The organism is Arthrobacter sp. Bz4 (genome assembly GCF_003075455.1).
In the GTDB taxonomy this organism is placed as follows: domain Bacteria; phylum Actinomycetota; class Actinomycetes; order Actinomycetales; family Micrococcaceae; genus Arthrobacter_D.
In genome coordinates this window covers 1-24,984 of the sequence record NZ_QDAE01000011.1, presented here as the reverse complement: position 1 = coordinate 24,984, position 24,984 = coordinate 1, and the positions used below count along the sequence as shown (strand labels likewise).

Genomic DNA, 24,984 nt, shown 5'->3' with positions numbered 1-24,984 from the left:
CTGGTAAACGGGAGCCGTTACTCGGCTGATGCGAGGAGCTTCGCCCGCAGCTCCCGGCGTTCGCGCTGCTTCTCCGGGTTCGGCAGCGGGACCGCCGCGAGGAGCCGCTGAGTGTAGGGATCCTGAGGCCGCCGAAGGATCTGGTCCCTGGTCCCCTGCTCCACAATCCTGCCTCGTCGCATCACGCAAATCCGGTCGGACATGAGGTCGACGACGGCGAGGTCGTGGGTGACGAACAGGCAGGCGAACCCGAGCTCCTGCTGCAGGTTCTTCAGCAGTTCCAGCACGGTGGCCTGCACCGACACATCGAGTGCTGAGGTCGGTTCATCAGCCACGAGAAGCTTCGGTTTCAACGATAGTGCGCGAGCAATACCGACCCGCTGCTTCTGCCCACCCGAGAGCTCATGTGGGTACCGGTTGCGGTAGGCGCGCGGCAGCTCCACCTGGTCGAGGAGGGTCTCGATCCGCTTCTGCAGATCGGCGCCCTTAGCCACCTTCGCCAGGAACATCGGTTCGCCGATGCTCTCCCCCAGGGGCAGCCGGGGGTTCAATGATGAGGAAGGGTCCTGGAAGACCATTCCCACGTTGCGGCGCAGCTCGAACAGTTCCTTACGGGTCGCGTTCGAGATTTCCTTGCCGGTGACGGTCAGCGACCCTGCGGCGACGGGCAGCAAGCCAACTGCCGCACGCCCGATGGTTGTTTTCCCTGATCCTGACTCGCCAACCAAGCCGAGAATCTCTCCCGGGTAGATGGCCAGATTCGCCCCTTCGACCGCCCGGAATGCGGGGACCCTGCCCTGTTTGGGGTACTCGATTGCCACATCTGTGAGTTGCAACACTGCGGCACCGCGCGAGGTGTCAGCGGCGCGTTCTGCTTCATCGAGCCGCGCCTGGTTGTCGCGTTCGCGCCGCATCAGCTCGTCCTGGTCGACGTCCCTGAGCTCGGTGCGGGTGGCGGCTGCAAGCGCTGCGGTGACATCTACTTCATCGGTGTCGCCGCCGCCCTGCCCAAGGTGGGGCACCGCGGCGAGCAGTTTCCTGGTGTATTCGTGCTGCGGGTCATGAAAAATCTGTGCGGAGGTGCCCGCTTCAACGATCCGGCCCTTGCTCATCACTACGATGTGGTCGGCGAGGTCGGCGACCACTCCCATGTCATGGGTGATCAATACGATGGCACTGTTTAGCTTGTTGCGCAGGTTGCGCATCAGGTCCAGGATTTCGGCCTGAACAGTCACGTCCAGCGCGGTTGTGGGCTCGTCGGCAATGAGTAGCTTCGGATCACAGGAAAGCGACTGGGCGATCATGGCCCGTTGGCGCTGCCCACCAGACAGCTGGTGCGGGTAGGACTTGAACGCCTTCTCAGGGTCGGGAAGCTCAACCATGTCAAGCAGCTTCAGCGCCCGCTCTTTGGCCTCGTCCGGGGAAATCTCGTTGTGCAGGCGGATGGTTTCGATGATCTGGAACCCGATGGTGTACACCGGGTTCATTGCGGTCATCGGTTCCTGGAAAATGACCGCAACGTCACGGCCACGAACCTGGCGAAGTTTGCTTCCGGTCAGCCCGAGGATCTCCCTGCCGTTGAGCTTCACGCTGCCCGTGGTGCGGCTGTTTTCAGGGAGCAAGCCCAGGAGAGACATGGAGCTCGCGCTCTTGCCCGATCCGGACTCGCCCACGATGGCGAGTACCTCACCGGCCTTGACCTCGTAGTTCAGGTCGATGGCTGCAGGGACCCAGACCTTGTCCACGCCATAGTCGACGCTCAAGCCTTTGACCTGGAGCACAGGAACGTCGCCCTGGGGTGTCTGGCCTGTTTCCGAATTTTCGATGACGCCGTCGGTCATGATTCTGCTTTCCTTCCGCCCGTGGCCTGCCACATTCTGGTGATTAGTGGACTGGCCCGGAATCCTGAAACTATATGGGTATGAATAGCCCGAGTGATGTAGCCAGTCCCGTCATCTTCAAACCACGATTTGGCAAGTGGTTTGCAGGTTTGACCTGGGTGCTGGCCGGGATTGGTATTGCCCTGTCGGTGGCTGGTGACGGCGTTGACGGTTTGATTTCCGCGTGGCCGCTGCTCGCCCTGGCCTACTTTGGCTGGTTGCTGTTCTGGCATCCGTCCGTGGTGATTGCCGACGACGCAGTAACGCTCAACAACCCGCTGCGCTCCATTTCGGTGCCGTGGGCGGCGCTGATTCACGTCGACACGAAGTTTGCCCTTACCCTCGTCACCGTTCGCGGTAGTCACACCGCGTGGGCGGCGCCGGCTCCCGGCGTCTGGGGCACACACCGGGGTAAGCCTGAGCATGTTCAGGGCCTGCCCGAATCCAGCTACGGTCCAGCCCAGTCCATTCGACCGGGAGATCTGAAGAATACCGATTCGGGAGCGGCAGCCTTCCTGGTCCGTACCCACTGGGCGGCCCTGGTCGACGGTGGACTGGTTGACGCCGACGCCACGGAAACCACTGCTGTGGTTACCCGCATCCACTGGGTTGAGATCGGATGTGCAATCGCCCTGATTGCCGCCAACCTGATTGCTTTCTCCCTGGTCTAACTGGTAGGCGCGACGCGGCAGCACCACTGCCGCGCCTACCGGGTCAACCATGCGCTTCGGCACTTTAGGCCTCGGGGCGGCTGGGGTCGGAGATATCGCCAGAGTGTACTGCCTTCTTGGCGTTGAATTTCTTCTGACGCGGATCGAAAGCATCTCGTAGCCCATCACCGATGAAGTTGATCGACAAACAGATCAGGATGATGAAGAGCCCAGGCCACCAGAACAACCATGGCCGGGTGTTGAACGCCTGCTGGTTGTCGCTGATCAGACTGCCGAGGGAGATATCGGGGGCCCTGACTCCTAGCCCGAGGAAGGACAGTGCTGACTCCAGCAGGATGGCCGACGCCATCACCAGGGTGGTGTTGACGATAATCACGCCCACGGCGTTGGGCAGGATGTGCTTGAAAATGATCCTGGTATCGGATGCCCCTGCGATCCGGGCAGCGTCAACGAATTCGCGCTCACGGAGGGAGAGGAACTCCCCGCGGACCAGGCGGGCAAGACCAGTCCAGATGATCAGCCCCACAAACACTCCGAGCAGAATTACCCCTGCGCTACCACCCATGATGCTGCGCAGGAAGGTGCCGCTGCCGGTGAGGTTGTTCCCCACGCTACCGAGGACGGCGGCGAGAATGATCAGGGGGATCACGATGATGACGTCGGTGAAGCGCATCAGTACTGATTCGACCCAGCCGCGGAAGTACCCTGACACTCCACCGATGATCACGCCGAGGATCCCACCGAGGATGCCGATGATGAACATGATGATCAGCGAGAGCTGGGTGCCGCGCATGGTCATGGCGAACAGGTCGCGGCCGACGCGGTCCTGACCGAATGGGTGGTCACCGAAGTCGAACGGCAGGACCCAGGTGGGTGCGCCGTTGGGGGTGGCGAGGGGAAGAGTCTGAACGTAGTTCCATTTCCACCAGCCCGGGATGCCCGCATACCCGATCGAGGTGAAAGCGGTGATCACCACGAGGACGAAAACCACCATGCTCACAACGGCGGCTGAGTTGCCGAAGAACCGCTTGCGGACGATCTGACCCTGGCTCAGGCCAATCGAGTCGTCTTTCTTCGGGGTCGGCTTTTGCTTGTTCTCTGCTCTGGTGCTCATGCTTTTACCCTCACTCGTGGGTCAAGTACCGAGTAGGCCAGGTCTGCAACCAGGTTGAAGACGAGGGCCAGGATGCCGGTAATCAGGAAGACTCCCATGATGGGATTCGGATCAACGCGGCCCAACGCACCAATGAACAGTTGTCCCATACCGCTGAAGGCGAAGACCTGTTCGGTGATGATGGCACCGCCGATCAGTCCGCCGATGTCAAAGGCGACGAGGGTGGCCAATGGGATCAGTGCGTTCCGGAACGCGTGACGCATCACGACTGTGCGCTCGCCCAGCCCCTTGGCGCGTGCCGTGCGGATGTAGTCCTGGTTCATGATCTCGAGCATCGATGCCCTTGAATAGCGGCTGTAGCCGGCCAATGAGATCAGCATCAGCGCAATGGTGGGGAGCAGGAGATGGGTAAAGGTATCGATGCCCATGATCCAGAAGTCACCCTCAAGGTTCGGGGTGGAGGAACCCAGGGTGGCAATTGGCCTGCCCCGGATCCTGCTGTTGTCCGAGTAGAGGGGCCAGGACTGCATAAATCGGTCGAGGAGGATGGTGAAACCCATGAGGAAAGCAGTGAGTCCCGCAGCGTTCATGCTCTGCCGACGGTCGTAGCCGCCCATGAAGTATCCAACAGCGACGCCGACCAGCACGGTAGCGACAGCCAGCAGGACGATCATCAGCGGGGTCGCCAGGTCGAGCAGAGGCTGGATGGTGAAGTAGGCAATCATGCCGATGCCAACGACGATCAGCGCCGAGTAGAGCGCCTTGCGGTTCTTCAGCCCTGCGGTCAGGAGGGTGACACCGTAGGCGATTCCGACGCCTGCAATGGCAATGACGACGGGGCCGAAGCCTGGTTCGAGGAACCACTGGGTGAGGTCGAGGAAAAAGAGAATGACTGCTGCGAAGGCGAACCCGGCCGCCCCTGCGATCAGACGCTTCTTCAAAGTCCCTCGGGCGACCAAATACCAGATAAAGGCGGAGACCGAACTGGTGACCAGTATCGCAGTGAGGGAAATATTCGGATCGGCAAGGAACGTGTTGAAGCTGATCGCTCCATACTCCTTCAACAGGACCGCCACCCAGAAGATTGGGAGGGAGAAGAAGAGGAACGCCATGAAGGTGACACCGTAATCGAGTCCGCTGTATTGGCGGAGGGCGGTGATGATACCTAGCGAAATGCCGATCAGGATGGCGAGGACGGTGGCGCCGGTGACGAGGAGGATGGTCTGGCCCATCGCCCGGGCGAGCAACTGGGTTACTTCAATTCCGGCGATGCTGCTGCCGAGGTCGCAGGTAGCCGCGAAGGGGATGAGGCAGCTGGCTGCCCCACCGAGCCATTCGAAGTACCGGATAGGGGCTGGGACGTCGAGACTCAGCAGGTCTGTCCGAAGTTGGATGAGCGTGTCCCGGTTGGGAACGTTGCTCTCGCGCAGATCCGCCAGTGGATCGCCTGAAAATGCGGTCAGCATGTAGACGATGAAGGATGCGCCCAACAGGATGAGCACGGCGGCAACTAAGCGCCGGACGATGTAGGTCACCATAGTGTTTAAACCTCAATGTTAAGGTTCCGGGGATCACCCGGCGTTGTGGCAAGAGTGTAATGCACCGAACAGGCAGCCGATATTTGGGAGATCCCAATCGCTTCCCGCTGATGCGCAATTCCGAGGATGGTGCAGGCGCTAGAAAGCGCTGGGGCCAGCGAGGCCGGCCCCAGCGCTTTCGTGTCTAGCGCACTAGATAATGGGTGTGGCCGAATTACTCAGCAACTGTCCATTCCCAGAAGTTCCACCAGATACCCTCTTGGGTCGGGCTGAAGCCGACGCCTTCGATTGAATCACTGGCAGCGTTGATACCGATCGACTGGAACAGAGGCAGGCCATAGCCGGTCTCGAACAGGCGGGTGTCGACGATGGTCTGCAGCTCCTGCTGCTCAGCTTCATCAGTGGTGACGATCAGCTGGTCCATAGCTTCCTGAGCTTCATCATCACAGAATCCGCTGAAGTTGGATGCCGAGCCACAGCCGTAGAGCTGGGGAACACCGGTTACGCCAACGCCCGTGCTGACCCAGCCGAAGATGGTTGCGTCATAGGTTCCCGTACCCAAAGCTGAACCCCACTCGTTGCCGGGGAGTCCGCCGTCAACAACCTGGAAGCCAGCCTGCTCAGCGCTTTCAGCGATGAGGGTGTAAGCGTCAACCCGGTTGGGGTTGTCGACGCTGTACATGATGCGGACCTCAGGAGTTGCTCCATCGAGCAGTTCCTTTGCTCCTTCGATGTCAACTTCGTCATACGCCTCTGAACCGTTCACGGGAACAGCTGCCTCGTAGCCGGGGGTGCCGACGTCGAAGATGTTCGAGTTGCGGTGGTCAGCTTCTGGATCCAGCTGAGCGATGGTTGAAGCAACAATGGCGTCGCGAGGGATCGTCATCATGAACGCCTTGCGAACGTTCTCGTCTTCGAAGACACCGCTGTAGTTGAGGTCAATGTGATCGAAGGAGAGCTCGTCGCCTTCGAAGATGTTGACGCCGTCAATGGCTTCGAGTGACGCGAGCGTGTCAGCTGATGCCTGTGGCTGGATAACGTCGACGTCGCCGTTCTGCAGGCCCTGGACCTGAGCAGTGGCGTCACCGATGTAGCGGATGGTGATTTCGTCGAGCTGGGTCTCGGGACCCCAGTTGTAGTCTTCGTTCTTGACCAGTGTCATCGACTGGTCAGGAGTCATTGAGTCAACGATGTACGGTCCGCTGGACAGGTACATGGCTGGATCGTCAGGAAGGGTGGTGGTGTCGAAGGCAGTGTTCCAGATGTCAGCGACTGGCTGAAGGTCGGGACGTTCCTGAGGATTTTCCGGATCACCTTCGGGGGTGTTCTGGATGAGTTCGATCAGGGCAGCTTCGTCAGCAAGTCCAGCCTGGGTTGCGACAACGTGGGCTGGGGTGTCAATCACACCGTAGGCGATTTCCCAGTCAGCGTAGGGCTCGGTGTACTCGATGGTGATGGAACGGCCATCTTCACCCAATTCGGGGAGCAGTGACAGGTCCAGGCCAGCGGTGCTGGCTGCTGCGAAGTACGTGGAGCCGGTTTCTGCTTCGGCGTCCGCGTCGTCAAAGTAGCCTGAGCTGACGGCCCAGGAGAACAGGAGATCTCCGCCGTCGATTGGCTCGCCGTCGGACCAAGCGACACCCTCGTTGACGGTGTAGGTGACGGTCAGAGGATCTTCGGAAACAACTTCGTAGGATCCGAATTCTTCCCTCGGAACGACCTCAAGCTGGTCGTTGATGTAGTTGAACCCGGACTTGGTCAGGTAGCTGACCTTGCCGTTGATATCGACGTTGCCTGTAGCGCTGTCTGAGTTGAACGAGGTAAACGGGTTTACCTCGGCAACACTTACGACTCCGCCACTCGAGGCGCCGGTGTCGCCGCTCGCGTCTGGGTCAGAATTGCCGTCGCCACTGTCTGTGCTGGCGCAGGCGCTGAGTGCAAGTGCAGCGATTGCCGCGACTCCCACAGCTTTGGAAGTACGTCCGAAACGCATTCCGCCTCCTATTTCGTGTTCTGGATAGAGCCCCATGTGGTTTTACAAAGAGCTGACACGCCCCTCCCTGAGGAGTGGCGTGCCTCACATGACTAGAAGCCTAAGGGCTAATTGTTGCGGTCAGGTGTCCTAACCCCCATCGCAACCGGGTTGTTACCGAGATGCAACCAAATTTTTTTCCCAGTGTTCATTCAGGGCTTTCCCAGCACCCGCAGATCAACATTATTGGCCCAGCTTTTGTAGAGGAAAACCGCTGGACACTCATCGGGCGGCAAACGCCTATAGCGGGAATAGCCTGATGGTTATGCGCTCACTGAGGTGCTGCATCCCACGCCCGCTAACTACCCGGGTCATACCTGAAATCACGGAGTTCCCGGGAACAACGGCAGTTTTAGCGTCCTCGATCACAGCGTGAGAGGCGGCGACGACGGCGGGAAACTCTTCTTCAGGGATCATCATCGCTTCGCTCGGGAATGAGATGAGATATTTGGTCTTGACTCGATGATGGCCGTCATTGGGCACGACGGCAATGGTCTTTGATCGACGATCAGCGTTGCCCTGCAGTCGGCGGTCAGTCACCCACCGGCCGCCACGGCCCCCATTGCTCGGCGCCGGGAACATCACCCCTGGTCCACCACTGCGTCCGGTACATCTCGCCCTCGAAGATCACCCGGCGGCCCTCGGTGTAAACCATGTCTTCTTCCCAGGCCACGGGTTCGGCGTCGGCAGCCTCCTGGGCCGACAGCGAGGGGTCGGCTGCCGGTGGGGCGTCCGCCGTCGTTGCACCCGGGGTGGTTGTGCCGGGGGTGATGGTTGGCGGACTGGGTGGCTGCACCGTGGTCTCGGGCATCACCCTGTCACGTGCCGGGCCTCGTGAGGCTTCGCGCAGCTGATCGGAAAGTACGGTCAGGAGCGAACCGTCCCGGTTGCCTGCCAGGTCCCACCACATGCCACCGCCGAGCCCCTTCTCCAGAATGTAGTCACTCTTGAGACGCACGGTTTCGGGGTTGTCGTAGCTCCACCATTTGTCGCCGTCGAACCGCCAGGCCGCGCCGAGTGTCGTGTCGGTGAATTCCTCACCGACCTCTCGCAGCTCGTCGTAATCCTCAAGGCCCGGTTCTTCGCCGCCCGGCGCGGGTCCGGTGGCTTCGCCCCAAGGCTCCGCCGAGTCAGCACCCATCCAGCCCCTGCCGAACGCGGCGAGCCCGAGACCGAGTTGGGCGGGGTCGATTCCGGCGTCGAGATAGGCACTGACGGTCCGGTCCACCGAGAAACGCTCGCCGTCTGGGCGTGGATCTTCCGGATCGTCGAAAAGGTTTCCCTGGTGGCCGGTGAGGCCCGGTTCCCACGTTCCCCACAGGTCGTAGCCCTGGATATTTCCGAAGTCGAGGTATTCAAAGAGTTCGGGGTCGTTCCAGCCACCGGCCTCGATAACCTCCGGATTTGCTGGCAGGAAGGCGCTCAGGGAATAGGAGGCACCCGTGTTAACCCCATGGGCATCGAGTTGCTCCCGGAATTCCTGCAGCAGCAGCCGGAAGTTCTCGGCGTCGTTTTCGGTGTCCACACCGTTACCCTCTAGCCCTTTATCGGTACCCGGCCATTCCCAGTCGATGTCGATGCCGTCGAAGATGCCGGCCGCAGCACCGTCCCCTCCCCTGCCCTCGATCATCGGGAGGTTGCCCTTGATGTAGAGGTCGATGCAGGAGGCGACCAGCGCCTTGCGGGATTCGTCGGTCGCCGCAGCGCGGGAGAAGTTCTTCGACCAGGTCCAGCCACCGAGTGAGATCACCGCACGCAGCCCCGGGTTGGCTGCCTTCAGCTGCCGGAGCTGATTGAAGGATCCGGCCAGCGGTTGCTCTGCTGTGTCACCGATCCCGGCAATGGAGCCAGCCGCGTCGTAGGCCATGCCGTAGTCCGCCCACGCGTCGGAGGCGCCGTCAGAACCGTCCGGACCGCTTCCCTGAGCCTTGTTCGCTTCGAAGCAAGTCAGCGTCTCGTGGTGGATGTTCCCGAAGGCGTAGTTGATGTGACTCAGGTTTCCGGCGGCTCCAGAGTCCTGAAGGGCCTTCATGGGGAATTGTCGCCCATAGACTCCCCACTGGGGGAAATAGCCGACGCTTCGGTAACCATTGATGCGGGCAGGAGTGGTAGCGGCGTCATCGGAACCGCTTCCCTTCGAGGTGTCCCCGAAGGAACAGGCGGCAATGCCGCTGATTCCTAGGAGGGCGACGACGGCCAAAGCGACAATCCGCTGGGATCGGCGCGGACGCACGCGTTTCATTCGTTCCTCCGGCATATGAGACCAACACCGGCAGGCAGCGGCTTCTCTAGATTACGGCATGAAGCGTGCCGCGGGTGGACCCGGTATGCAAGCAGCTGCCGGGTCGCTACCCCCTGATCCGCTTGTTTTCCGGGTCGAACAGAGGGGTGGCATTGGTCGCCGCCACCGTGACGGGATACCGGTCTTCCATGTAGTCAACGGCCAACTCGGTGCCAACCACTGCGAGGGCGGGTGGAAGATAGCTCATCAGCACATGCTTTCCCAGAGAGGGAGCGGACCCCGCTGAGGTGACGTATGAGCGCCGCCCGTGCCCGTCGACTAGCGGTGCGCCGTCCCGCTCAACGATTGGTTCACCGCCAAGCATGTATCGGCGCCGCCCGTTGGGAGAAACGTGGTCGTCCACTGTCAGGGAACAGAGCACGGCTGCGGGGTCCCCAGCGCGTTGTGCAAGGTACGCGGCACGGCCGGTAAACTCGGCATCCTTGACGCGGCGCCGCATCAGTCCGGCCTCGACCAGGGTGCGTTCGGAGTCCAGTTCGGCGCCGTGCGCCCGGTAGCTCTTTTCGATCCGTCCGGTGCCTCCATAGACACCGATTCCCACCGGAACAAGGCCGTGTGGTGCCCCCGCCGAGCGGATCAGGTCCCACAGTCGCGTGCCCTGCTCCATGGGTACGTAGAGTTCCCATCCCAGCTCGCCAACGTAGGAGATTCGGGACGCGAGCACGGAGAGCGGGCCAACCTCGATGTCACGGCAGGAGCTGAACCGGAAGCCCTCATGGGAAATGTCGTGATCCGTGAGCGCCCCAAGAATGTCGCGTGCACGCGGCCCCCAAAGTCCCACCGTTGTATAGGCCGATGTTTGGTCGACAAGCTGGGCGCTGCCATTGGCTGGCAGGTGATCCTGGAACCGCCTGCGGTCGATATTGCCTGTCAGCCCGCCGGTAACCACACGGAAGTGACCATCGCCGAGTCGCATCACCGTGAGGTCGGCACGGATACCGCCGCGGGAATCAAGCACGGGTGTGTAGATGACGCGACCAATCCCGACGTCGGCCTGCGCCACGACCGTGCGCTGCACTGCCGCGAGCGCGCCCGGACCAACGACGTCGAAAATCGCGAACGCCGACAGGTCAACGACGCCCGCACGCTCACGCATCGCAAGGTGCTCGGCGTTGATGATGGGCGACCACCACCGGCTGTCCCACTCAACTTCCCTCGGCATCACGGCATCACCATAGTCACCCAACAAGGCCTCGTTGGAGTTGTACCACATGGGTCTTTCCCAGCCGGCGGCCTCGAAGAATGCCGCACCAAGTGCACGCTGGCTGGAGTGCATCGGAGCCAGCCGTAGGTTGCGGTTGCTGCCCCACTGCTCACCGGGATGCACAATCCCATAGGTCTTGTTGAACCCCTCCGCTGCGCGTGCCCTCACATGCTCACCGGTTCGCTGGTGTGGGTAAAATCGCGCGACGTCGGCATGGTGGAGGTCAATTCCGGGGTTCCCGTGAGTCATCCACTCAGCTAACAGGCGACCAACGGCCGGACCTTCCCTGATCCACACCGCGGCCGCAGACCAAAGGCCCGCAACCTCCGGTGTCTGCCCCAGCACCTGCCCGCCATCGGCGGTAAGTGAGAGCAGCCCGTTGATCGCGTAATTGATCTTGACATCCGGATTACCCAGAATCTCAGGCATCAACTCCCTGGCCTGCTTCAGCTGCGGCTCAAAATCTTCCGCGGTAAACGGCATTTCGGTGGGTGAGAGATCCGCCTCGTCAATCGATGGGATCCCATCGGCATCGAGCAGTATGGGACGGTGTGCATAGGAACCGACCTCCATGTCGGAACCGTGCTGGCGTTCGTAGCAGAACGTATCCATGTCCCGGATGATGGGGAACGAGATTTGCCCTGGTGTAGCAGCGAACCGAGGCACCGGACCCACCTTGATGAGCTGGTGCACGGCAGGCGTCAGCGGGATGGACGCCCCAGCCATCGCAGCGATTCGCGGACTCCACACCCCACATGCGATGACGACAGTAGCGGCCTCAATATCTCCCCCGGTTGTCCTGACGCGACGAATCTGGCCATCCTCGACGTCGAGACCGATCACCTCGACCCCGGAAACGACTTGCAGCGCCCCAAGTTCCAACGCCTGCTCGCGCATGATTTCGCCGGCACGCACCGAATCAACAACGCCAGCCGAGGGGGTCCAGAAACCGCCCACCAGCACCGACGGATCAATGAAGGGCACCTTCTCGTGAATCTGCCCTGGTGTGACAAGTTCGGAATCAATACCCCAGGCCTTCGCTGAGGACATCCGCCGGCGCAACTCCTCCATCCGCCCCTCCGTGCGTGCCACCTCGAACCCGCCGGAGGTAGTAAACACGCCCATGTCCTTGTACTGGCGGACGCTGTCCAGGATGAGGTCGGTAACACCCCGGGGGTGGTTAACGGGGAAGATGAAATTTGATGCGTGACCGGTGGACCCGCCGGGGTTAGGGAGAGGCCCCTTGTCGATCTGCACAATATCCCGCCAGCCCAGCCGCGCGAGGTGGTGCACCAGGGAGTTACCGACAATGCCGGCACCAATAACCACTGCCTGCGCCCGGGTTGGAATGGTACTCATATTCTGCTCCTCCATCGCCGGGGTGTCCGCGTTCCCTGCAACCCGCGGTTCGCCGTCGTCCGCCGCGCCTGCTTCCGCACGAAGCCCTCTCAGAATCCTTGTCGGGAATCCGGGTGTCAAGAGTTCGCCCCAATTCCGCAAGCGGTGCATCGTCATATCGCGGATCCGGAACGGCACATCCACTGCCCGGCGCCCGAGCTGAAAGCCCCCGCTGGTAGAGTCTGGACCGGCCGTCGGGGACAATTTTCGGGCGGACCGGAGAAGAATTGCAGCAAGTAAATAAAGGAGGCAGCACGTGGCGAACGGTTCTCAATCCATCGACCGCGCCGCGCTGCTGCTCTCCCTGGTGGTCCGCGCCGACGATCCGATCTCCTTCACCGAGCTGGTGGACCAGACTGGGTTGGCACGGTCCACCGTTTCACGACTGCTTCAGGCACTTGAACGCAACGGGATGCTGGAACGCAACCATGATGGGCGCTTCCTGGGCGGCGCACTGTTCACCCATTACGCCCACCGGTTTGACCGCGTCGAGTCGCTGGCCACCGCCGCACAACCAATGCTTGAGCGAATCGCCGAGGAGACCGGCGAATCCGTGACTCTCGGTGTCCCTCGCGGGGACACGGTAGTCCACGTAGCCCAGACCGACACCACCTACATTCTTGGCACGACCAATTGGGTGGGAGTAAATCTGCCCCCGCACTGCTCCGCACTCGGCAAAGTGCTGTATGCCTTCGGGGCGCTCCGCCTGCCCAAGGACCCACTTGAGCAGAGGACGCCCAACACAGTGCGGAATGTCGCAGCCCTCGAAGGCGAGCTCACCAGGGTCCGGGAACGGGGCTATTCGCTGACCCGAAGCGAGCTTGAGGAGGGACTGGACGCACTTGCCGCACCCGTCAGCGACAGCCATGGAAGGGTTCTGGCAGCGATCGGGGTATCAGGTCCGGCCTTCAGGCTGGAGCAGTCCCATCAGGAGATTGGCGCTCTACTGGTCGCCGAGGCCGGTTTGCTTTCGCGGATCCTGGGGCGGCGTGCACGCAAGGAAGCAACTGCTCCTGACCCCGGCGCACTCAGCTGACGGAACCTCCGAGGCGCCCGATGAGGTTCCGCCGCCATTCTTCGGCCTGGCGCACCTGATTAAAGGTGTAGATGTGCAGCCCCTCGACTCTGGACTCGGGTTTCACCAAGGCAGGCGCAAGACGGTCAAGGAATCGCTCCGGACTGTAGCCGCCGGGCGCTGCTAGGCGTGCAAAGAGCGACGTGTTCTTGGCAAGGAACCGAGTGGACTCCCCCACCCCGATCCTGGTGGCCACGGACAGCAGTTTCGAACGCTCAACCGGCCCAGGCATGCCAATCCACAGCGGCATGAGGACGCCACGCTTCCGCACGCGTTCAATCCAGGCAGCGATAACCGCAGGGTCCAGGCACAGGTTGCTCACTACATTGGTGGCGTGATTGCGCTTGTCCCACATCGCTTGAATGGTGACGTCGTCGGCGATGACCGGATGGGACTCGGGATAGCCTGCGACTCCCACCGATCGGAAGGGCCGTCCCAGTGCAGTGAGGTCTCGCAGTAATTCGAGCGAACCCGCGTAACTGTCCTTGTCCGGCCGCGCATCCCCTGCCGGGATGAAAACGCTGTCGACGCCGGCAGCCACCAACTGTTCGATGATCTCCTCCAGGTGTTGCCGACCCTGAACCATTCGTGCAGCAACGTGAGGAATGGTCTGGTACCCGGCGCGGCTGAGGGTTTCGGTCACCGCCAGGGTCGCCGCCAGCCCTTTTCCGGCCGATGCCGTGATGGTCAGCCGACGGCCAACAGGCAGATTCGCCATCACCTCATCCGCAATGGCTGCGGTAGGCAGGATTTCATACCGGGCGGTCTCAAGCAGCCTGCGATAAGAAGGCTTCGCGAAATCCCTTGCACGCCACATCGGGGTCATCCTACACTCATCATGTGGGACTGAAGTTCCATCTTATGAGACTACGCCGACTGCCTTGGTTTGCAATTCCCCCGGGCTGGTCGATAGGGAGTTCACCATGCATCACAACGTCCCATCAGTTGACCAACGTGACAGAACAGTTCCGATCAATCTCCGCCAATCGGGCCCGACGCCGGTGGAGTTGCAGATCGACACCCGGGTCCGCAAATCACCGTATTGGCAGCTTTCCTATGAAGCAGGCTGCTGGCGTGCGCAGGTCTACAACCGGATGTACCACCCGAGAGGCTACATTCGTCCCGAAGACGGCGGAATGATGGCCGAGTATGAGGCGCTGGTCAACCACGTCACCATGTGGAATGTTGCGGTGGAGCGGCAGATCCAGGTCAAGGGCCCGGACGCGGAGGCCTTTGTGGACTTCGTCATCACACGCGATGCCAAGAAAATTCCCCCGATGAGGGCGCGGTACGTCATCCTGTGCAACGAAGCCGGTGGAATCCTCAACGACCCGGTGTTGCTCCGCGTTGCCGACGACGAGTTCTGGTTCAGTCTCTCCGATTCCGACCTGTGGCTATGGCTTCAGGGGGTCAATGTAGGCAAGCGCTTCAACGTGAGTATCGGGGAAATCGACGTTTCACCGGTGCAAATCCAGGGACCCAAATCTGTTGACCTTATGGTGGACCTGATTGGGCCGGCAGCCGCAGAAATTCCCTCCTACGGGTTACTGTCCTCGTCGGTTGGCGGTTGTGAGGTCATTGTTTCGCAGACCGGCTTCACCGGGGAGAAGGGGTACGAAATCTATCTCCGCGATGCAACCCTGCACGCGGAACAACTGTGGAATGCCGTTCTGGAGGCAGGCGAACCCCACAACCTCATGGTGGTTGCTCCGGCACACCACCGACGGATTGCAGCGGGAATTCTGTCCTGGGGTCAGGATATGGATGCCGAGACGTTGCCGTTTCAGGTGAATCTGGGCTATCAGATTCCCCGACAGAAGACCACGGACTACATCGGGAAAGAAGCACTGGAGGCGGCCCGTGACGCCTTGGAAGCCGGCTCACCCCCGTATACCCACACCCTCGTAGGCATGAGGCTCGGTGGTCAGCCGATCGACGACTATGCGCCCGATTTCTGGTTGATCAGCGCAGCACAGGACGGCGATCCGATTGGCTACGTCACCTCGCCCTGGTATTCCCCCGAACTCGGCGTCAACATTGCGATGGGATTTGTCCCTATTGATCTCACTGCGCTCGGCACCGAGTTGTGGGTACACCTGCCCGATTCCTATGCCTCGGAGCCCGGAAAGCCGGTCACCGCCGAGGTGGTCGAGATGCCGTTCCGCGAGTCGGTGAACCCCAACCAGCGCGAGCGGTTGAAGATCCGCGGGATGGACGCTGCCGTCTAAGGGCGAGGACAGCCGGAGCTGAACTAGCCAGTCGTCGAATCCAGACGCACGACGAGATGCGCATTTTTCGCGCTTTGTGCGATCAGGCGTTCATTAACTTCATCGGTCCCCCTGGCCCACGCCCTGGCCTCATCATGAGTCTTCCCGAATAGCTCATGGCGTTTGATCAGTTGCTGGTGTCGTACCTCTTCCGGCGGGGCGAGGTACCAGGTGTCTTCCATCACGGAACGCGCGCGGGGCCAATGCCCGGTGGGCTGGAGCAAATAATTGCCTTCGGTGACGACCAGGGGCACGTCATAGTGCACAGGAATCGCCGAGCCGATGGGTTCTTCCAGTTCCCGGCGAAACTCCGGAGCGTAGATGTAAGGCTCGGAGTCGCCGGTTTGCGTATGCAGGCGCTCCAGAAGAGCGGAATAGCCGCCGTCGTCGAAGGTGTCGATGGCACCCTTTCTGGAGCAACGACCGAGGTCCTCCAGAACCCGGTTCGCATAGTGGAAGCCGTCCATTGAAACGAGGACTGCGACGCCGGGTCCTAGGCTCGCTACCAGTCGCTCCGCGAGCGTCGACTTACCAGCCCCCGGCGCTCCCGCAATACCGAGGATGCTTCTCTTCCCGCTGCCCGCCAGGGCCCGGGCCCGGAGTTCCAGATCCTCGTAAGTCATCGTCCGGGGCATAACCGCGTCGATTGACATCGCTTCACCATCCTCAAGGTCGGTACTGCTAATCATGGAGTTGCTCGAACCAGGTGCGGGCTCCCAGAGATTCGCGATGGATCGCGGGAACCTTGGCTGCCGTATCCAGAGTCACTCGGGAAGGACGGCAGGGGATGCTGACGGCCCTTCGACGCGGACCGGTAGTGCCTTGTCGCCCCGCAGCAGTGCGCGGAGCAACCGCCGCACCTCCCATTTGGGCCACGGCGGCGCTTTGCCGCGCCGCAGTACCAAACCCCCACTCTCAGTCCCGTACCGCTTCTGTAGATCGTCCAGCTCCTCGGCTTGCAGCAGCGCGACCGCGCTTCCCGCAGTCGAGTCGACAAGCCGGACCAGCGCGGATGGCCCGGACAGATCGGTGGCGACGACGCGCTGCTCGCTCGCGGCGAGAATAGTCTTCTGCGCTGCGCGGGTGACGATCAGCGGACGTGACGGCCCTTCCAGCAGGCCGGTCAGCACGTCCGCGGCGGCGTCAGGGCGGCCGATTTTCCGCGCCGCCGCCTGCATCCGCTGCAGCCGGCCCGGCTCTCGGAGCACCTCGTCGATCTTCCAGCCGATCGTCGCGGCGGTGTTGCAGCGCACAGCTGCCCCCTGCTCCATCAGGTAGTCCCCGTTGCGAACCTCCTGCCCCGGGATGGGGTTCACCAGCACCATGGGCAGCCCTGCAGCCATGCATTCCGACGCCGACAGCCCGCCGGGCTTGCCCACGAACAGGTCGGCGCGGCGCAGCAGTTCCGGCATTTCCTCCGTGAATCCGAGCACGCGGTAACGGTCGCCAGCGGGAGCCACCAGTTGTTCGATGCGATGCCGCAGCGCATCGTTGCGTCCGCAGATGATCGTAGCTGTGAACGACGAGCGCATGTGCATCGTTTGCCGCACCACCGAGACCGCATAGTCGCCGCCGGTGGCGCCCGCCGAGATCAGCAGCATAGGAGGCTCATTGGTATCGCGGGTGGGCTCGGACGCACCATCAATTTGTTTGGCGATCGGGATGCCTGTGGCTGCGACGCGGTCGGGAGGGAGGCCGAGCGCCATCAGCTCAACTCTTGCCTCTTCCCTGGCCACGAACAGCGAGTGGAATGCGCCGGGAAGCCACAAACCCTGGAAGTCGTAGTCCGTGGTTACGACGGCGGTCCTCGCGTCAGTCACACCGCGAAGGAGCAGCGACGCCAGGAGCTGGGCCGGCAGGAAATGCGTGCACACGATAGCGGTCGGCCGGAACCGTTTGATCTCACCGATCACAGGGACAGCGTTCGCCCGTGTCCACGGGTCGATTGGACCGCGGCGCCGGAATGGCCGGTCGCTCAGGTCATAACCCCAATCCACCAGCCAGGGCAAGCCCTCGACCAGCACGAAGTAGCCTTTCCCCAGCAAGGCGCGGTAGAGCACGCTACTCACCTGGAGCACGTCCAAAACCTGTACCTCGGCGATGTCGGCGCGCCCAGCGCACTCCTGCTGTATCGCCGCCGCGGCGCTGTTGTGACCCGCTCCGACCCCTGCGGACAGGATCAGAACGCGTTCCCCTCCGTCGGTGTGGGACCCCCGTGCCGGTGTCTTGCGCATGAAGTGAGGCTAGCAGTCCTCACCCTGAGGAATGAGCGTCCAATCGTGCTCGGCCCTTTCCCCGGCGAGCCCCGCTACTTTCCTGGCGGGACGCTCGCGGTCTCACTTTGCTGCGAGCGACTGAACCTGTCGGCTAATCGCTGGCAGATTGACGATCATCATGTCCCAGACCGCGCCGTAGTCAGTTCCCTCGGCTCGAACTCCACGCCTCACCAACCAAAGACGACTTGCGCCACGGCAACCGGCGATCCCGTGCCCGTGCCCTACCTGAGACTGAGCACCTCATCAATCAGGCGGTTGTTGACGAACACCCGGGCACTAGTGGCACCGGCAGCGGCCATGGCCGTGTATTCGAGCTGCGCCTTAGCGCGCGGTATGTCGCAGACACCCCCGAGCATGAACTGCCCGGTGAGCCAGATCGTGATGGTGTTGCCGTTCAACTCGCCGCCGACGTACGTGAGACTCGACTGGTACAGGACGTTCACGAGCCCCGACATACCGACATCGCGACTCTTGTTTGCGAGCAGGGTCTCCATGCTGGGACCCACCTGGTCCGTGAATCGTACGGGGGCCGTGGTCGTAGCGATGAGGCTGTCACCGCAGCCGATCAAAGGGCCTGAAACACCGTTGTCATCGACAGCGACATAGTAGATGGTCAGCGGAGCAACCTGCTCCGGAAGTCCGGCGGGCGTTGGTTCCGCCGTCTCGGACGGGCTCGCGGGGGTGGAGGACGGCGGTACAGCAGCGGTGGAGGTAGGGGCGGCCGACGGAGTGCCCGGCGCAGGCGGGCTAGCCGTCGTCACGGACGAGCTTACTGTCGGGGTTGGATCGGCGGGGTCGCTCGTCGGGACGGCGACCGGTGGGCCGAAACAACCCGTGAGCACGATGAGACCGGAGAGTGCGAGAACCCCGAATGCTGAAAGCCTGGTCATGATGCCTCCTTGGATGCGGCATCGCCCCATCGCAGGACCGCACTCTTGAAGCTACGGCTAAGGGTTTCGTCGGAACAGAGACTTTGGTCCTGCTTCGGCAACGAATCCCCCATGGGCGCCAGCAGCCAGTAATGCGACGGCCAGCGACCTCCCATACTGCTTGTCTGAAACTCAGGTAAACAGTAGGTCACCCAATCATGTAGGCGAATCCACGCCCCTCCGATGCCACAGCCTGGACGAAGTTTCTGGCTCGATGAAGGAACTCGGTTGCATAGGCAACCTCGGACTTCAGCATCTGGGACGAGTGGACCCCCTCCAAACCCGCTTCGATGTCGTGGTCACCAATCATCTCCACATCCCGGGCGACTAGTTCAACCTCGTCCGGTGGGATGGCGCGCAGCCATGGGCGCCAGGTGAAACCATTGTCGAGGTAGGTCACGTGTCCTTCAAACATGCGATAGGCCGGTCTGGCACTATCACCTGCAACGGGCGGAGCGGTGAGCCGCTGCAGACACGACCACGCCTTATCAAGGTAAAGAAGGTCGCGCTCGGGGACGGATCGCCGAAAATCTGTGGAACCCTGCGTGAAGCCCTCTTCGAGGCCCAGAACGTCTGCGAGCGGGTCGGATCCGATCACGGTGAGTGGGTCGCTGAGCGCCCTCTCGGTCTGCTCGCTATCGAACGCGTATGCGTAGTATCTAATACCCATACGACGATTCTGAGCCCATCAAGACACTTTCACTCGCTGGCATTGGCTATATGTGGATAACCCCACCCCTTGGGCAGTCCTGTACGGTAACGGTGCGACATTCCGACACGGAATAAGAGATCTCGATCCCCCACGCGACAATCACAGAAGAGGATCCACTTGCTGCGCTCGGGGACCGTAGACGTCGCGGCGGTGGCCGACCGTGATCACGGCAACGACAAGAACGTTGTCGTCGACGGTGTAAATGATGCGGTAGTTCCCTACCCTCACTCGGAGCCCAGGCCGCCCCTGAAGCGACTTGGCCACTGGCGGCCGCGGATCCTCCCCAAGAAGCGCAATCGCCCCACGAATGCGGTCGCGATCCTGATGATCGATGCGCCTCAAAGCACGAACTGCAGCAGGGCGCAGCTCGATTTGGTAGCTCACGTCCAGCCTAAATCTGCCTTTACCTGAGCCCAGGGAATATTGGGACCTTCCTCAGCTATTGCCTCGTCGAACGCAACAACATCTTCGGCATCTTCGAGCGCATCCAGCATCCGCTCATACTGCTCGGGGCTAACGATCACGGCGGCGCGCTGACCGCGACGCTCGATGAACACAGCTTCGCTCTTCGAACGGGCAATGACGTCGGAAAGATGGTTGCGCGCATCTGCGACGCTGCCGCGGTTAGAACCGTCATTCCAACGCGCGGATATCGTCCCTTCCCAGGCCTGAGGGCCAGTGCTGCGTCCATTCCCGGGGACCAGCTCTCCTGTGGTGACACCGGGGGGACCGACCTTGCTGAAGGGAACGTCGAGCTCTTGTAACGAGTCTTTCCGTCGACTTGACCCACGAACCGCAGATGAGTGCTTCCGGATTGGGACCCGAGTGTTCTCAGGATGCTCGCCCACCATGACGTGCCCCCGATATCCTCAAGGGCAACGGTGAGCTCCTCCTTCGCCAGCTTCACGAAACTGTTCCTTGAATGACTTTGTGATGCGAGGGTGAACGAAGTGAATGCCACACGCTCGTCGGGTACTCCTCCTTCAGCAGCCATGCCAGGCCACCAGCAAGCACAAGATTGGGCAGCGTCCAGATTCCCAACGGTGTATCAGCATTCAAGAAGGCGATGGCACCGGCCAGACCCACTTTGACGGATCGGCCGCGACTGAAAATCAGCAGTCCCATGGCGATTTCGCCCGCATGTTGATCTGCCTCCTCGCTTCCGCGTCGAAGAACGCTTTTTATGGCGTTCGATGATCCGACGCGGTCCGGAGACAACAGGCTCTCTTGCATCCTCTTCACCGGACAGGGCCAAAAGTCCCCGCCGGCGGCAGAGCTTCCAGGCAAGGTGAAGGCCCGCCGATGCTCCCTCCTGCTCCCGGGTGCTGGAGCCGGCCGGAGTAACAATCAGTACCACAGAACCAAGGCCGAGGGGTGGATCGGTCCGCGTCGCTGGCTTCACGCTTACCGCTGACTGGTCAGGGCGTCGCCCCTCGGGATCCAGTGACGATCTGTGATCTGGTTTCGAGGTGACGGGGCGCTTCAACTACAGGAGGAAGGCGCTTCCCGGTGCCGGTTCGGCCTCTGCTGTGGAAGACTGCAAGCATGGAGGCCCTAGCGCGCGATCACGACATCGTCCTCTTCGGTGCGACCGGCTTCGTCGGTGAACTGATCGCAGGATATCTTGCGGACCACGCTCCACCGGACCTGCGCGTGGGACTCGCAGGGAGATCGAGGGTGAAGCTCGAGGCCGTACGGTCCAGGCTGCCCGTCGCCGCACAGGACTGGTCCCTCATTGAGGCGGATTCGGGGAGCCCTGACTCGCTCGCGGCGCTGGCCGCTGGCACCAGGGTTCTCTTCACCACGGTTGGTCCCTACGCGAAGTACGGGCTGCCGGTTGTCGAGGCGTGCGCCCGTGCCGGCACCCATTACGGGGACCTGACGGGCGAGGTGTCCTTCGTCCGTGAAGCCATCGACCGTTGGGACGCCCTGGCAAGGACTACAGGTGCACGGATCATCCATGCGTGCGGCTACGACTCCGTCCCGTCCGACCTCGCGGTGCTCCTCCTGCACCAGGCCGCGGAGGCCGATGGTGCGGGCGGACTGACCGAGGTGCAACTCGTCGCCAGGGCGAAGGGCGGCTTTAGCGGCGGCACCATCGACTCCATGCGTGGGCAGCTCGACGGTATGCGGGCGGACCCTGTGCTGCGATCGCTCGCGGGCGATCCCTACTGCCTCAGTCCGGACCGGACGGCGGAGCCCTCGAACCGGCAGCCGCCGGATCTGGGGTGGGTCGGCCGGTCGGAGGACGGCCTGTGGGCCGCGCCCTTCATCATGCGTCGGCGAATACGCGGATCGTACGTCGCAGCAATGCCCTGCAGGGTTGGGCCTACGGTAGGTCCCTGCGGTACGGCGAAGTGATGGGTATGGGGCGGGGGCCCGTCGGCGCCGTCATCGCCGGAGCGACGGCGCTTGGCATACGGCTGTTCGGAGCCGCACTGGCCCTACCTTTCACGAGGAAACTACTGGACCGCGTCCTTCCGTCGCCTGGTGCGGGCCCGAGCGAGGCCGCGCGGCGCTCAGGTTGGTTCCATTCTCAGGTGACTGCTTCCACGGAGAGCGGCCGGCGGTACCGGGCCGTCGCAGCCGGGCCCGGCGACCCTGGATACGCTGCCACCGCCGTGATGGCCGGGGAGGTAGCGCTCTTACTTGCCTTGGACGGCGACCGTCTGCCGCCCGCCGCAGGATCGCTGACCCCGGCGACCGCCTTCGGCGACGTTCTGGTTGAGCGGCTGCGCGCCGCAGGCCATACCTACGAGGTCATTTCCCTCACCTGAGGCAGGAAGTGGTGCACTGGTCGTGCTCAATGTCCAAAGAGGAGTGAGAGGCCTACTTCGCAGGACGGAAGGCAGAAGCCATGTCCGCAGGCAGATAAGCGGCTTTACAACGTCTTATTCATAAATACAAAGTGCCTCGCCAGGTTACTGACCCGGCCGCGTCATTTCGGACTGAAAGATAGTTGATCGGTGGAATCGAGCTGAGCCTGAGTCTTAGAGACATGTGATCACGGCAACGACAAGGACGTCGTCGACGGTGTAGAGGATGCGGTAGCTCCCTATTCGGACCCGTAGCCCGGGTCCCCCCTGAAGCGACTTGGTCCGTGGTGAGAGGCGAATACTAAACGTTGAAACGGAACTCCACCACCTTCCGTAGCCGAGCAACGTTTGGGCAAGCCGTTGAACCCTGGCTTCGTGGTCGACCCTTCTCCGGTCAGCCACTGCTGGCCGGGACCCAAGTCTCTACCAGCATCCCTAAGCGGCGCGCGCCGAATGCGGCAGGAGCGGTAGTCGCTCCAACAGGCGCCCGGTGCGCCGAGCACACCGATTTGCTACCGCATCGGCGTAAGCGCCTCTCACGGCTGACTCACTTGATACACGCCGTCGTCACCCTCACCGACGCCGATGCACGACCTTCACACAGTACGCCAACCCGGTTGCGAGGCTCAGCCCCCCGGATTCCGCGACCGCACCCACTTCATCGCGCGCCGCCTGTTCGAATCAGGCTGATTCAAACCTGCGCTACACCCTCGTACGCGAAGAGCCAGTTCCGAGTTCGACTATGGGCGGCTTGACGTCATGTGGGGGAAGTAAGAGCGCTCAGAGGATCGCTGGGGAACACAGCCAAAGAGAACTGCCCGGCTGACGGTCAGCGCTCAATGCCGGCGTTCGGTTGTGCTTGCATCGTGAAGTTATCTGGTCCTGAAAGTGCCTTCGTCAATCGATCAAACGCTTCCGATGTCCGTAACTTGGTTCGCATTTCTGTGGCAAGGCCCTGACCATTGGCATATTTCGTGAGTACCAGGGGGCCGTCGCCACGACCATCTTCGACAGAGCGCACGAGCGTCACAGTAGGGACAGACCGAACTGAATTCAGGTGAACCGTTCGGCTTGGAATCTGATAGACCGAGCCCGCTTGGATTGTGCGCACGTTCGTGACCTTCAGGTCGAACCGTCCTACTTCCTCGGCTGTATTTTTTGCACCATAAGTGATCCTTGACCCTAGGTATTCGCCTTCCACCGTTGGTGAGGCAGCCAGATTCGAATCGATGACGCACCCCGCTAGCACGAGGCTCGTGAGATCCCATGTGTGTTCATGAAGGTCACCAAGTTCATCGACGACTCCGCGATCATCCAACCAGAAGTGCAGCCGAAACCGTTCGCCCGCGGGTGCACCCACCAACGGTGTGAGTTCTGCGTGGTTAAACCCAAGCGGATGCTTCCATAAATCGATCATGCCTGCTGATTCTAAAGCTATTGCGCAGAGTACGCTCTTAATTGAGATCCGCGAGAAATCGTTTGCTACATAGGAGTCATATAGCTCCCGCAGACTCGGCGTTACTTGTTCCTGCGAAATCATAGATCTTTCCCCACTCTTCATCCGTGTAATCCTCCTTCCAATTCACTGTAGCGTCATGGTTTAGCTCTCGGATCCGCTGGAAGAATTGCTTTACATCCGCGACTCCTTCGGCGTCGGAGGCCTCCATTGGCAATGTCAAGGGCGTTGCATAACCTGCTTCAAACTCGAACTCATCCAGAAGCGACGCGTGGTACCAGTTTCCCGCTTTCGTGCGTAGGCCGTTGCACTTGGGATCGGCGACAGTGATAAGGAAACTCTCCGAATTTCCATCTAAGCGGAATGGCGAGAATCGATGAAGCAGAGTGATGTGGGGTACGATTTTCGATCGCGAAGCCCAAACGACCGCAGCATATATGAACGCCAAGAGTTCCATCTGGATCCTCACTGGATCTGCACGCTCATCATCTGGACGACTTTTCCGCCTGTACACCGCGTACTTGTCGCACAGATCACTCTCAAACGGCGAGATGACCTGTACCTTGTATTGGACCGGCCTATCCGTCACTTGCGCGAGCCCCGGAAGGACACATTCTCGTTGCCATCGCGCAGAGCCTCCGCGAAAGTACCATTCCTTTGAGGAACCAAGCATCTCGTCAAGCACATGACGTATATGGCCGGCTGGGATCTCATGAACCGCATTCTGGTCGACGGCGCTGCTAACGAGGGACTGAAGTGTCCTCACATTGCCTGCCAGGACCTTGTCGGACTCTCGCGCACTTATTTGAGCAAGCACAACGGTCGAAATCGTAAGAGCTACCAACGAAATGAGAGCTGCGCGTAGCCACCCTCCGGTTGTGCTGACATCAAAGAAGATTGGAATCAGAGTCAGAGCGAAAAGAGCTACGCAGGACGCAAACGATACCCAGTCAACCTTTGAGAATTTAGAGAAAAAAGCTTTCACAACTGCCCCAAGTTTTTACACATCCTGCGAGTGTATACGCAGCTCCAGTTACCTAATGTATGCACCACACCAATACATACAAGACACTCAGGGACTCCGCCCGGTAGACAGCACCGGTGAACGTGGTATACGCATATCTTCAGGCGAACCGGGCAAATCACCTCGTGGCCTAAGGGGATGTCTGTGGCCAAATAAGAATGCGCGGCTGCGCCGTGTGAGGCAGAATCCCAGATCGACCGGAAAAATGCCGCCCACATGAGGGCGGCATTTCTACGGATTATGCGAGGGGTATAGACGTTGTCGCGGAACTACACCACGTTCCGGCACAT

Annotated in this window: 20 protein-coding genes and 1 pseudogene; 5 read left to right on the top strand and 16 right to left on the bottom strand. The window is 61.3% G+C overall.

Features of this window, described 5'->3' with window-relative positions; translation table 11 throughout:
- Positions 1 to 17 precede the first annotated feature (17 nt).
- Entirely contained in the window at positions 18 to 1,841 is a 1,824-nt protein-coding gene (locus DDA93_RS09895) for an ABC transporter ATP-binding protein (protein ID WP_116778672.1), read from the bottom strand.
- An 80-nt stretch (positions 1,842 to 1,921) separates the two neighbouring features.
- Here DDA93_RS09895 and DDA93_RS09890 point away from each other — a divergent pair, with 80 nt between their 5' ends.
- Positions 1,922 to 2,551, top strand: coding sequence for a PH domain-containing protein (locus tag DDA93_RS09890; protein WP_116778671.1), 630 nt, complete (start codon positions 1,922 to 1,924; stop codon positions 2,549 to 2,551).
- A gap of 64 nt (positions 2,552 to 2,615) precedes the next feature.
- Here DDA93_RS09890 and DDA93_RS09885 read toward each other — a convergent pair whose 3' ends face one another.
- The 6 genes and pseudogenes from DDA93_RS09885 to DDA93_RS09860 form a co-directional block, all read right to left on the bottom strand.
- On the bottom strand, positions 2,616 to 3,665 hold the full coding sequence (locus tag DDA93_RS09885; protein WP_116778670.1) for an ABC transporter permease: 1,050 nt from the start codon (positions 3,663 to 3,665) through the stop codon (positions 2,616 to 2,618).
- A complete protein-coding gene (locus DDA93_RS09880; RefSeq protein WP_116778669.1) occupies positions 3,662 to 5,203 on the bottom strand; it encodes an ABC transporter permease in 1,542 nt (513 codons plus the stop codon). Before DDA93_RS09880 ends, DDA93_RS09885 begins: the two co-directional genes overlap by 4 nt.
- 214 nt (positions 5,204 to 5,417) lie before the next feature.
- The gene (locus DDA93_RS09875) at positions 5,418 to 7,196 is read right to left on the bottom strand and encodes an ABC transporter family substrate-binding protein (protein WP_116778668.1); all 1,779 of its coding nucleotides are present in this window, start codon (positions 7,194 to 7,196) and stop codon (positions 5,418 to 5,420) included.
- A 384-nt stretch (positions 7,197 to 7,580) separates the two neighbouring features.
- Positions 7,581 to 7,676, bottom strand: a pseudogene (locus DDA93_RS09870) (transcription initiation protein); the annotation flags it as partial.
- Positions 7,677 to 7,767: 91 nt separating this feature from the next.
- Complete coding sequence (locus DDA93_RS09865; RefSeq protein WP_116778667.1) at positions 7,768 to 9,477, bottom strand: glycosyl hydrolase family 18 protein; 1,710 nt, start codon at positions 9,475 to 9,477, stop codon at positions 7,768 to 7,770.
- A gap of 106 nt (positions 9,478 to 9,583) precedes the next feature.
- Positions 9,584 to 12,100 (bottom strand): FAD-dependent oxidoreductase, encoded by a 2,517-nt coding sequence (locus DDA93_RS09860; RefSeq protein ID WP_116778666.1) that lies wholly within the window; start codon positions 12,098 to 12,100, stop codon positions 9,584 to 9,586.
- Between the two features lie 295 nt (positions 12,101 to 12,395).
- On the opposite strand from DDA93_RS09860, the gene DDA93_RS09855 reads away from it, so the two are divergent.
- Positions 12,396 to 13,175, top strand: coding sequence for an IclR family transcriptional regulator (locus tag DDA93_RS09855; protein WP_116778665.1), 780 nt, complete (start codon positions 12,396 to 12,398; stop codon positions 13,173 to 13,175).
- On the opposite strand, the gene DDA93_RS09850 is transcribed toward DDA93_RS09855, so the two are convergent.
- The gene (locus tag DDA93_RS09850; RefSeq protein ID WP_116778664.1) at positions 13,168 to 14,031 is read right to left on the bottom strand and encodes a methylenetetrahydrofolate reductase; all 864 of its coding nucleotides are present in this window, start codon (positions 14,029 to 14,031) and stop codon (positions 13,168 to 13,170) included. The two genes, DDA93_RS09855 and DDA93_RS09850, sit on opposite strands and share 8 nt — an antisense overlap.
- 106 nt (positions 14,032 to 14,137) lie before the next feature.
- Here DDA93_RS09850 and DDA93_RS09845 point away from each other — a divergent pair, with 106 nt between their 5' ends.
- Positions 14,138 to 15,442 carry a glycine cleavage T C-terminal barrel domain-containing protein gene (locus DDA93_RS09845; RefSeq protein WP_116778663.1) on the top strand — a complete coding sequence of 435 codons (1,305 nt, stop codon included), beginning with the start codon at positions 14,138 to 14,140 and terminating at the stop codon, positions 15,440 to 15,442.
- A gap of 23 nt (positions 15,443 to 15,465) precedes the next feature.
- On the opposite strand, the gene DDA93_RS09840 is transcribed toward DDA93_RS09845, so the two are convergent.
- From DDA93_RS09840 to DDA93_RS09805, 7 genes are all read right to left on the bottom strand, one after another.
- On the bottom strand, positions 15,466 to 16,170 hold the full coding sequence (locus tag DDA93_RS09840; protein WP_243400581.1) for a nucleoside/nucleotide kinase family protein: 705 nt from the start codon (positions 16,168 to 16,170) through the stop codon (positions 15,466 to 15,468).
- A gap of 75 nt (positions 16,171 to 16,245) precedes the next feature.
- Positions 16,246 to 17,715 (bottom strand): glycosyltransferase, encoded by a 1,470-nt coding sequence (locus tag DDA93_RS09835; protein ID WP_116778661.1) that lies wholly within the window; start codon positions 17,713 to 17,715, stop codon positions 16,246 to 16,248.
- A gap of 263 nt (positions 17,716 to 17,978) precedes the next feature.
- Positions 17,979 to 18,647, bottom strand: coding sequence for a hypothetical protein (locus DDA93_RS16780; protein ID WP_243400580.1), 669 nt, complete (start codon positions 18,645 to 18,647; stop codon positions 17,979 to 17,981).
- Positions 18,648 to 18,834: 187 nt separating this feature from the next.
- A complete protein-coding gene (locus tag DDA93_RS09825) occupies positions 18,835 to 19,356 on the bottom strand; it encodes a DUF1877 domain-containing protein (protein WP_116778660.1) in 522 nt (173 codons plus the stop codon).
- Positions 19,357 to 19,497: 141 nt separating this feature from the next.
- Positions 19,498 to 19,782, bottom strand: coding sequence for a type II toxin-antitoxin system RelE/ParE family toxin (locus tag DDA93_RS09820; protein WP_116778659.1), 285 nt, complete (start codon positions 19,780 to 19,782; stop codon positions 19,498 to 19,500).
- The gene (locus DDA93_RS17005; protein WP_279325271.1) at positions 19,779 to 20,249 is read right to left on the bottom strand and encodes a type II toxin-antitoxin system Phd/YefM family antitoxin; all 471 of its coding nucleotides are present in this window, start codon (positions 20,247 to 20,249) and stop codon (positions 19,779 to 19,781) included. Before DDA93_RS17005 ends, DDA93_RS09820 begins: the two co-directional genes overlap by 4 nt.
- Positions 20,250 to 20,301: 52 nt before the next feature.
- Positions 20,302 to 20,631: a hypothetical protein gene (locus tag DDA93_RS09805; protein WP_133185485.1), complete on the bottom strand. Its 330-nt coding sequence runs from the start codon at positions 20,629 to 20,631 to the stop codon at positions 20,302 to 20,304.
- Between the two features lie 312 nt (positions 20,632 to 20,943).
- On the opposite strand from DDA93_RS09805, the gene DDA93_RS09800 reads away from it, so the two are divergent.
- Both DDA93_RS09800 and DDA93_RS17115 read left to right on the top strand, forming a co-directional pair.
- Positions 20,944 to 21,759, top strand: coding sequence for a saccharopine dehydrogenase NADP-binding domain-containing protein (locus DDA93_RS09800; protein WP_347693415.1), 816 nt, complete (start codon positions 20,944 to 20,946; stop codon positions 21,757 to 21,759).
- 179 nt (positions 21,760 to 21,938) lie between these two features.
- Complete coding sequence (locus DDA93_RS17115; protein ID WP_347693413.1) at positions 21,939 to 22,175, top strand: hypothetical protein; 237 nt, start codon at positions 21,939 to 21,941, stop codon at positions 22,173 to 22,175.
- A gap of 868 nt (positions 22,176 to 23,043) precedes the next feature.
- Here the strand turns inward: DDA93_RS17115 and DDA93_RS09790 are convergent.
- Entirely contained in the window at positions 23,044 to 23,754 is a 711-nt protein-coding gene (locus tag DDA93_RS09790; RefSeq protein ID WP_165802609.1) for a hypothetical protein, read from the bottom strand.
- Between the last annotated feature and the right edge of the window lie 1,230 nt (positions 23,755 to 24,984).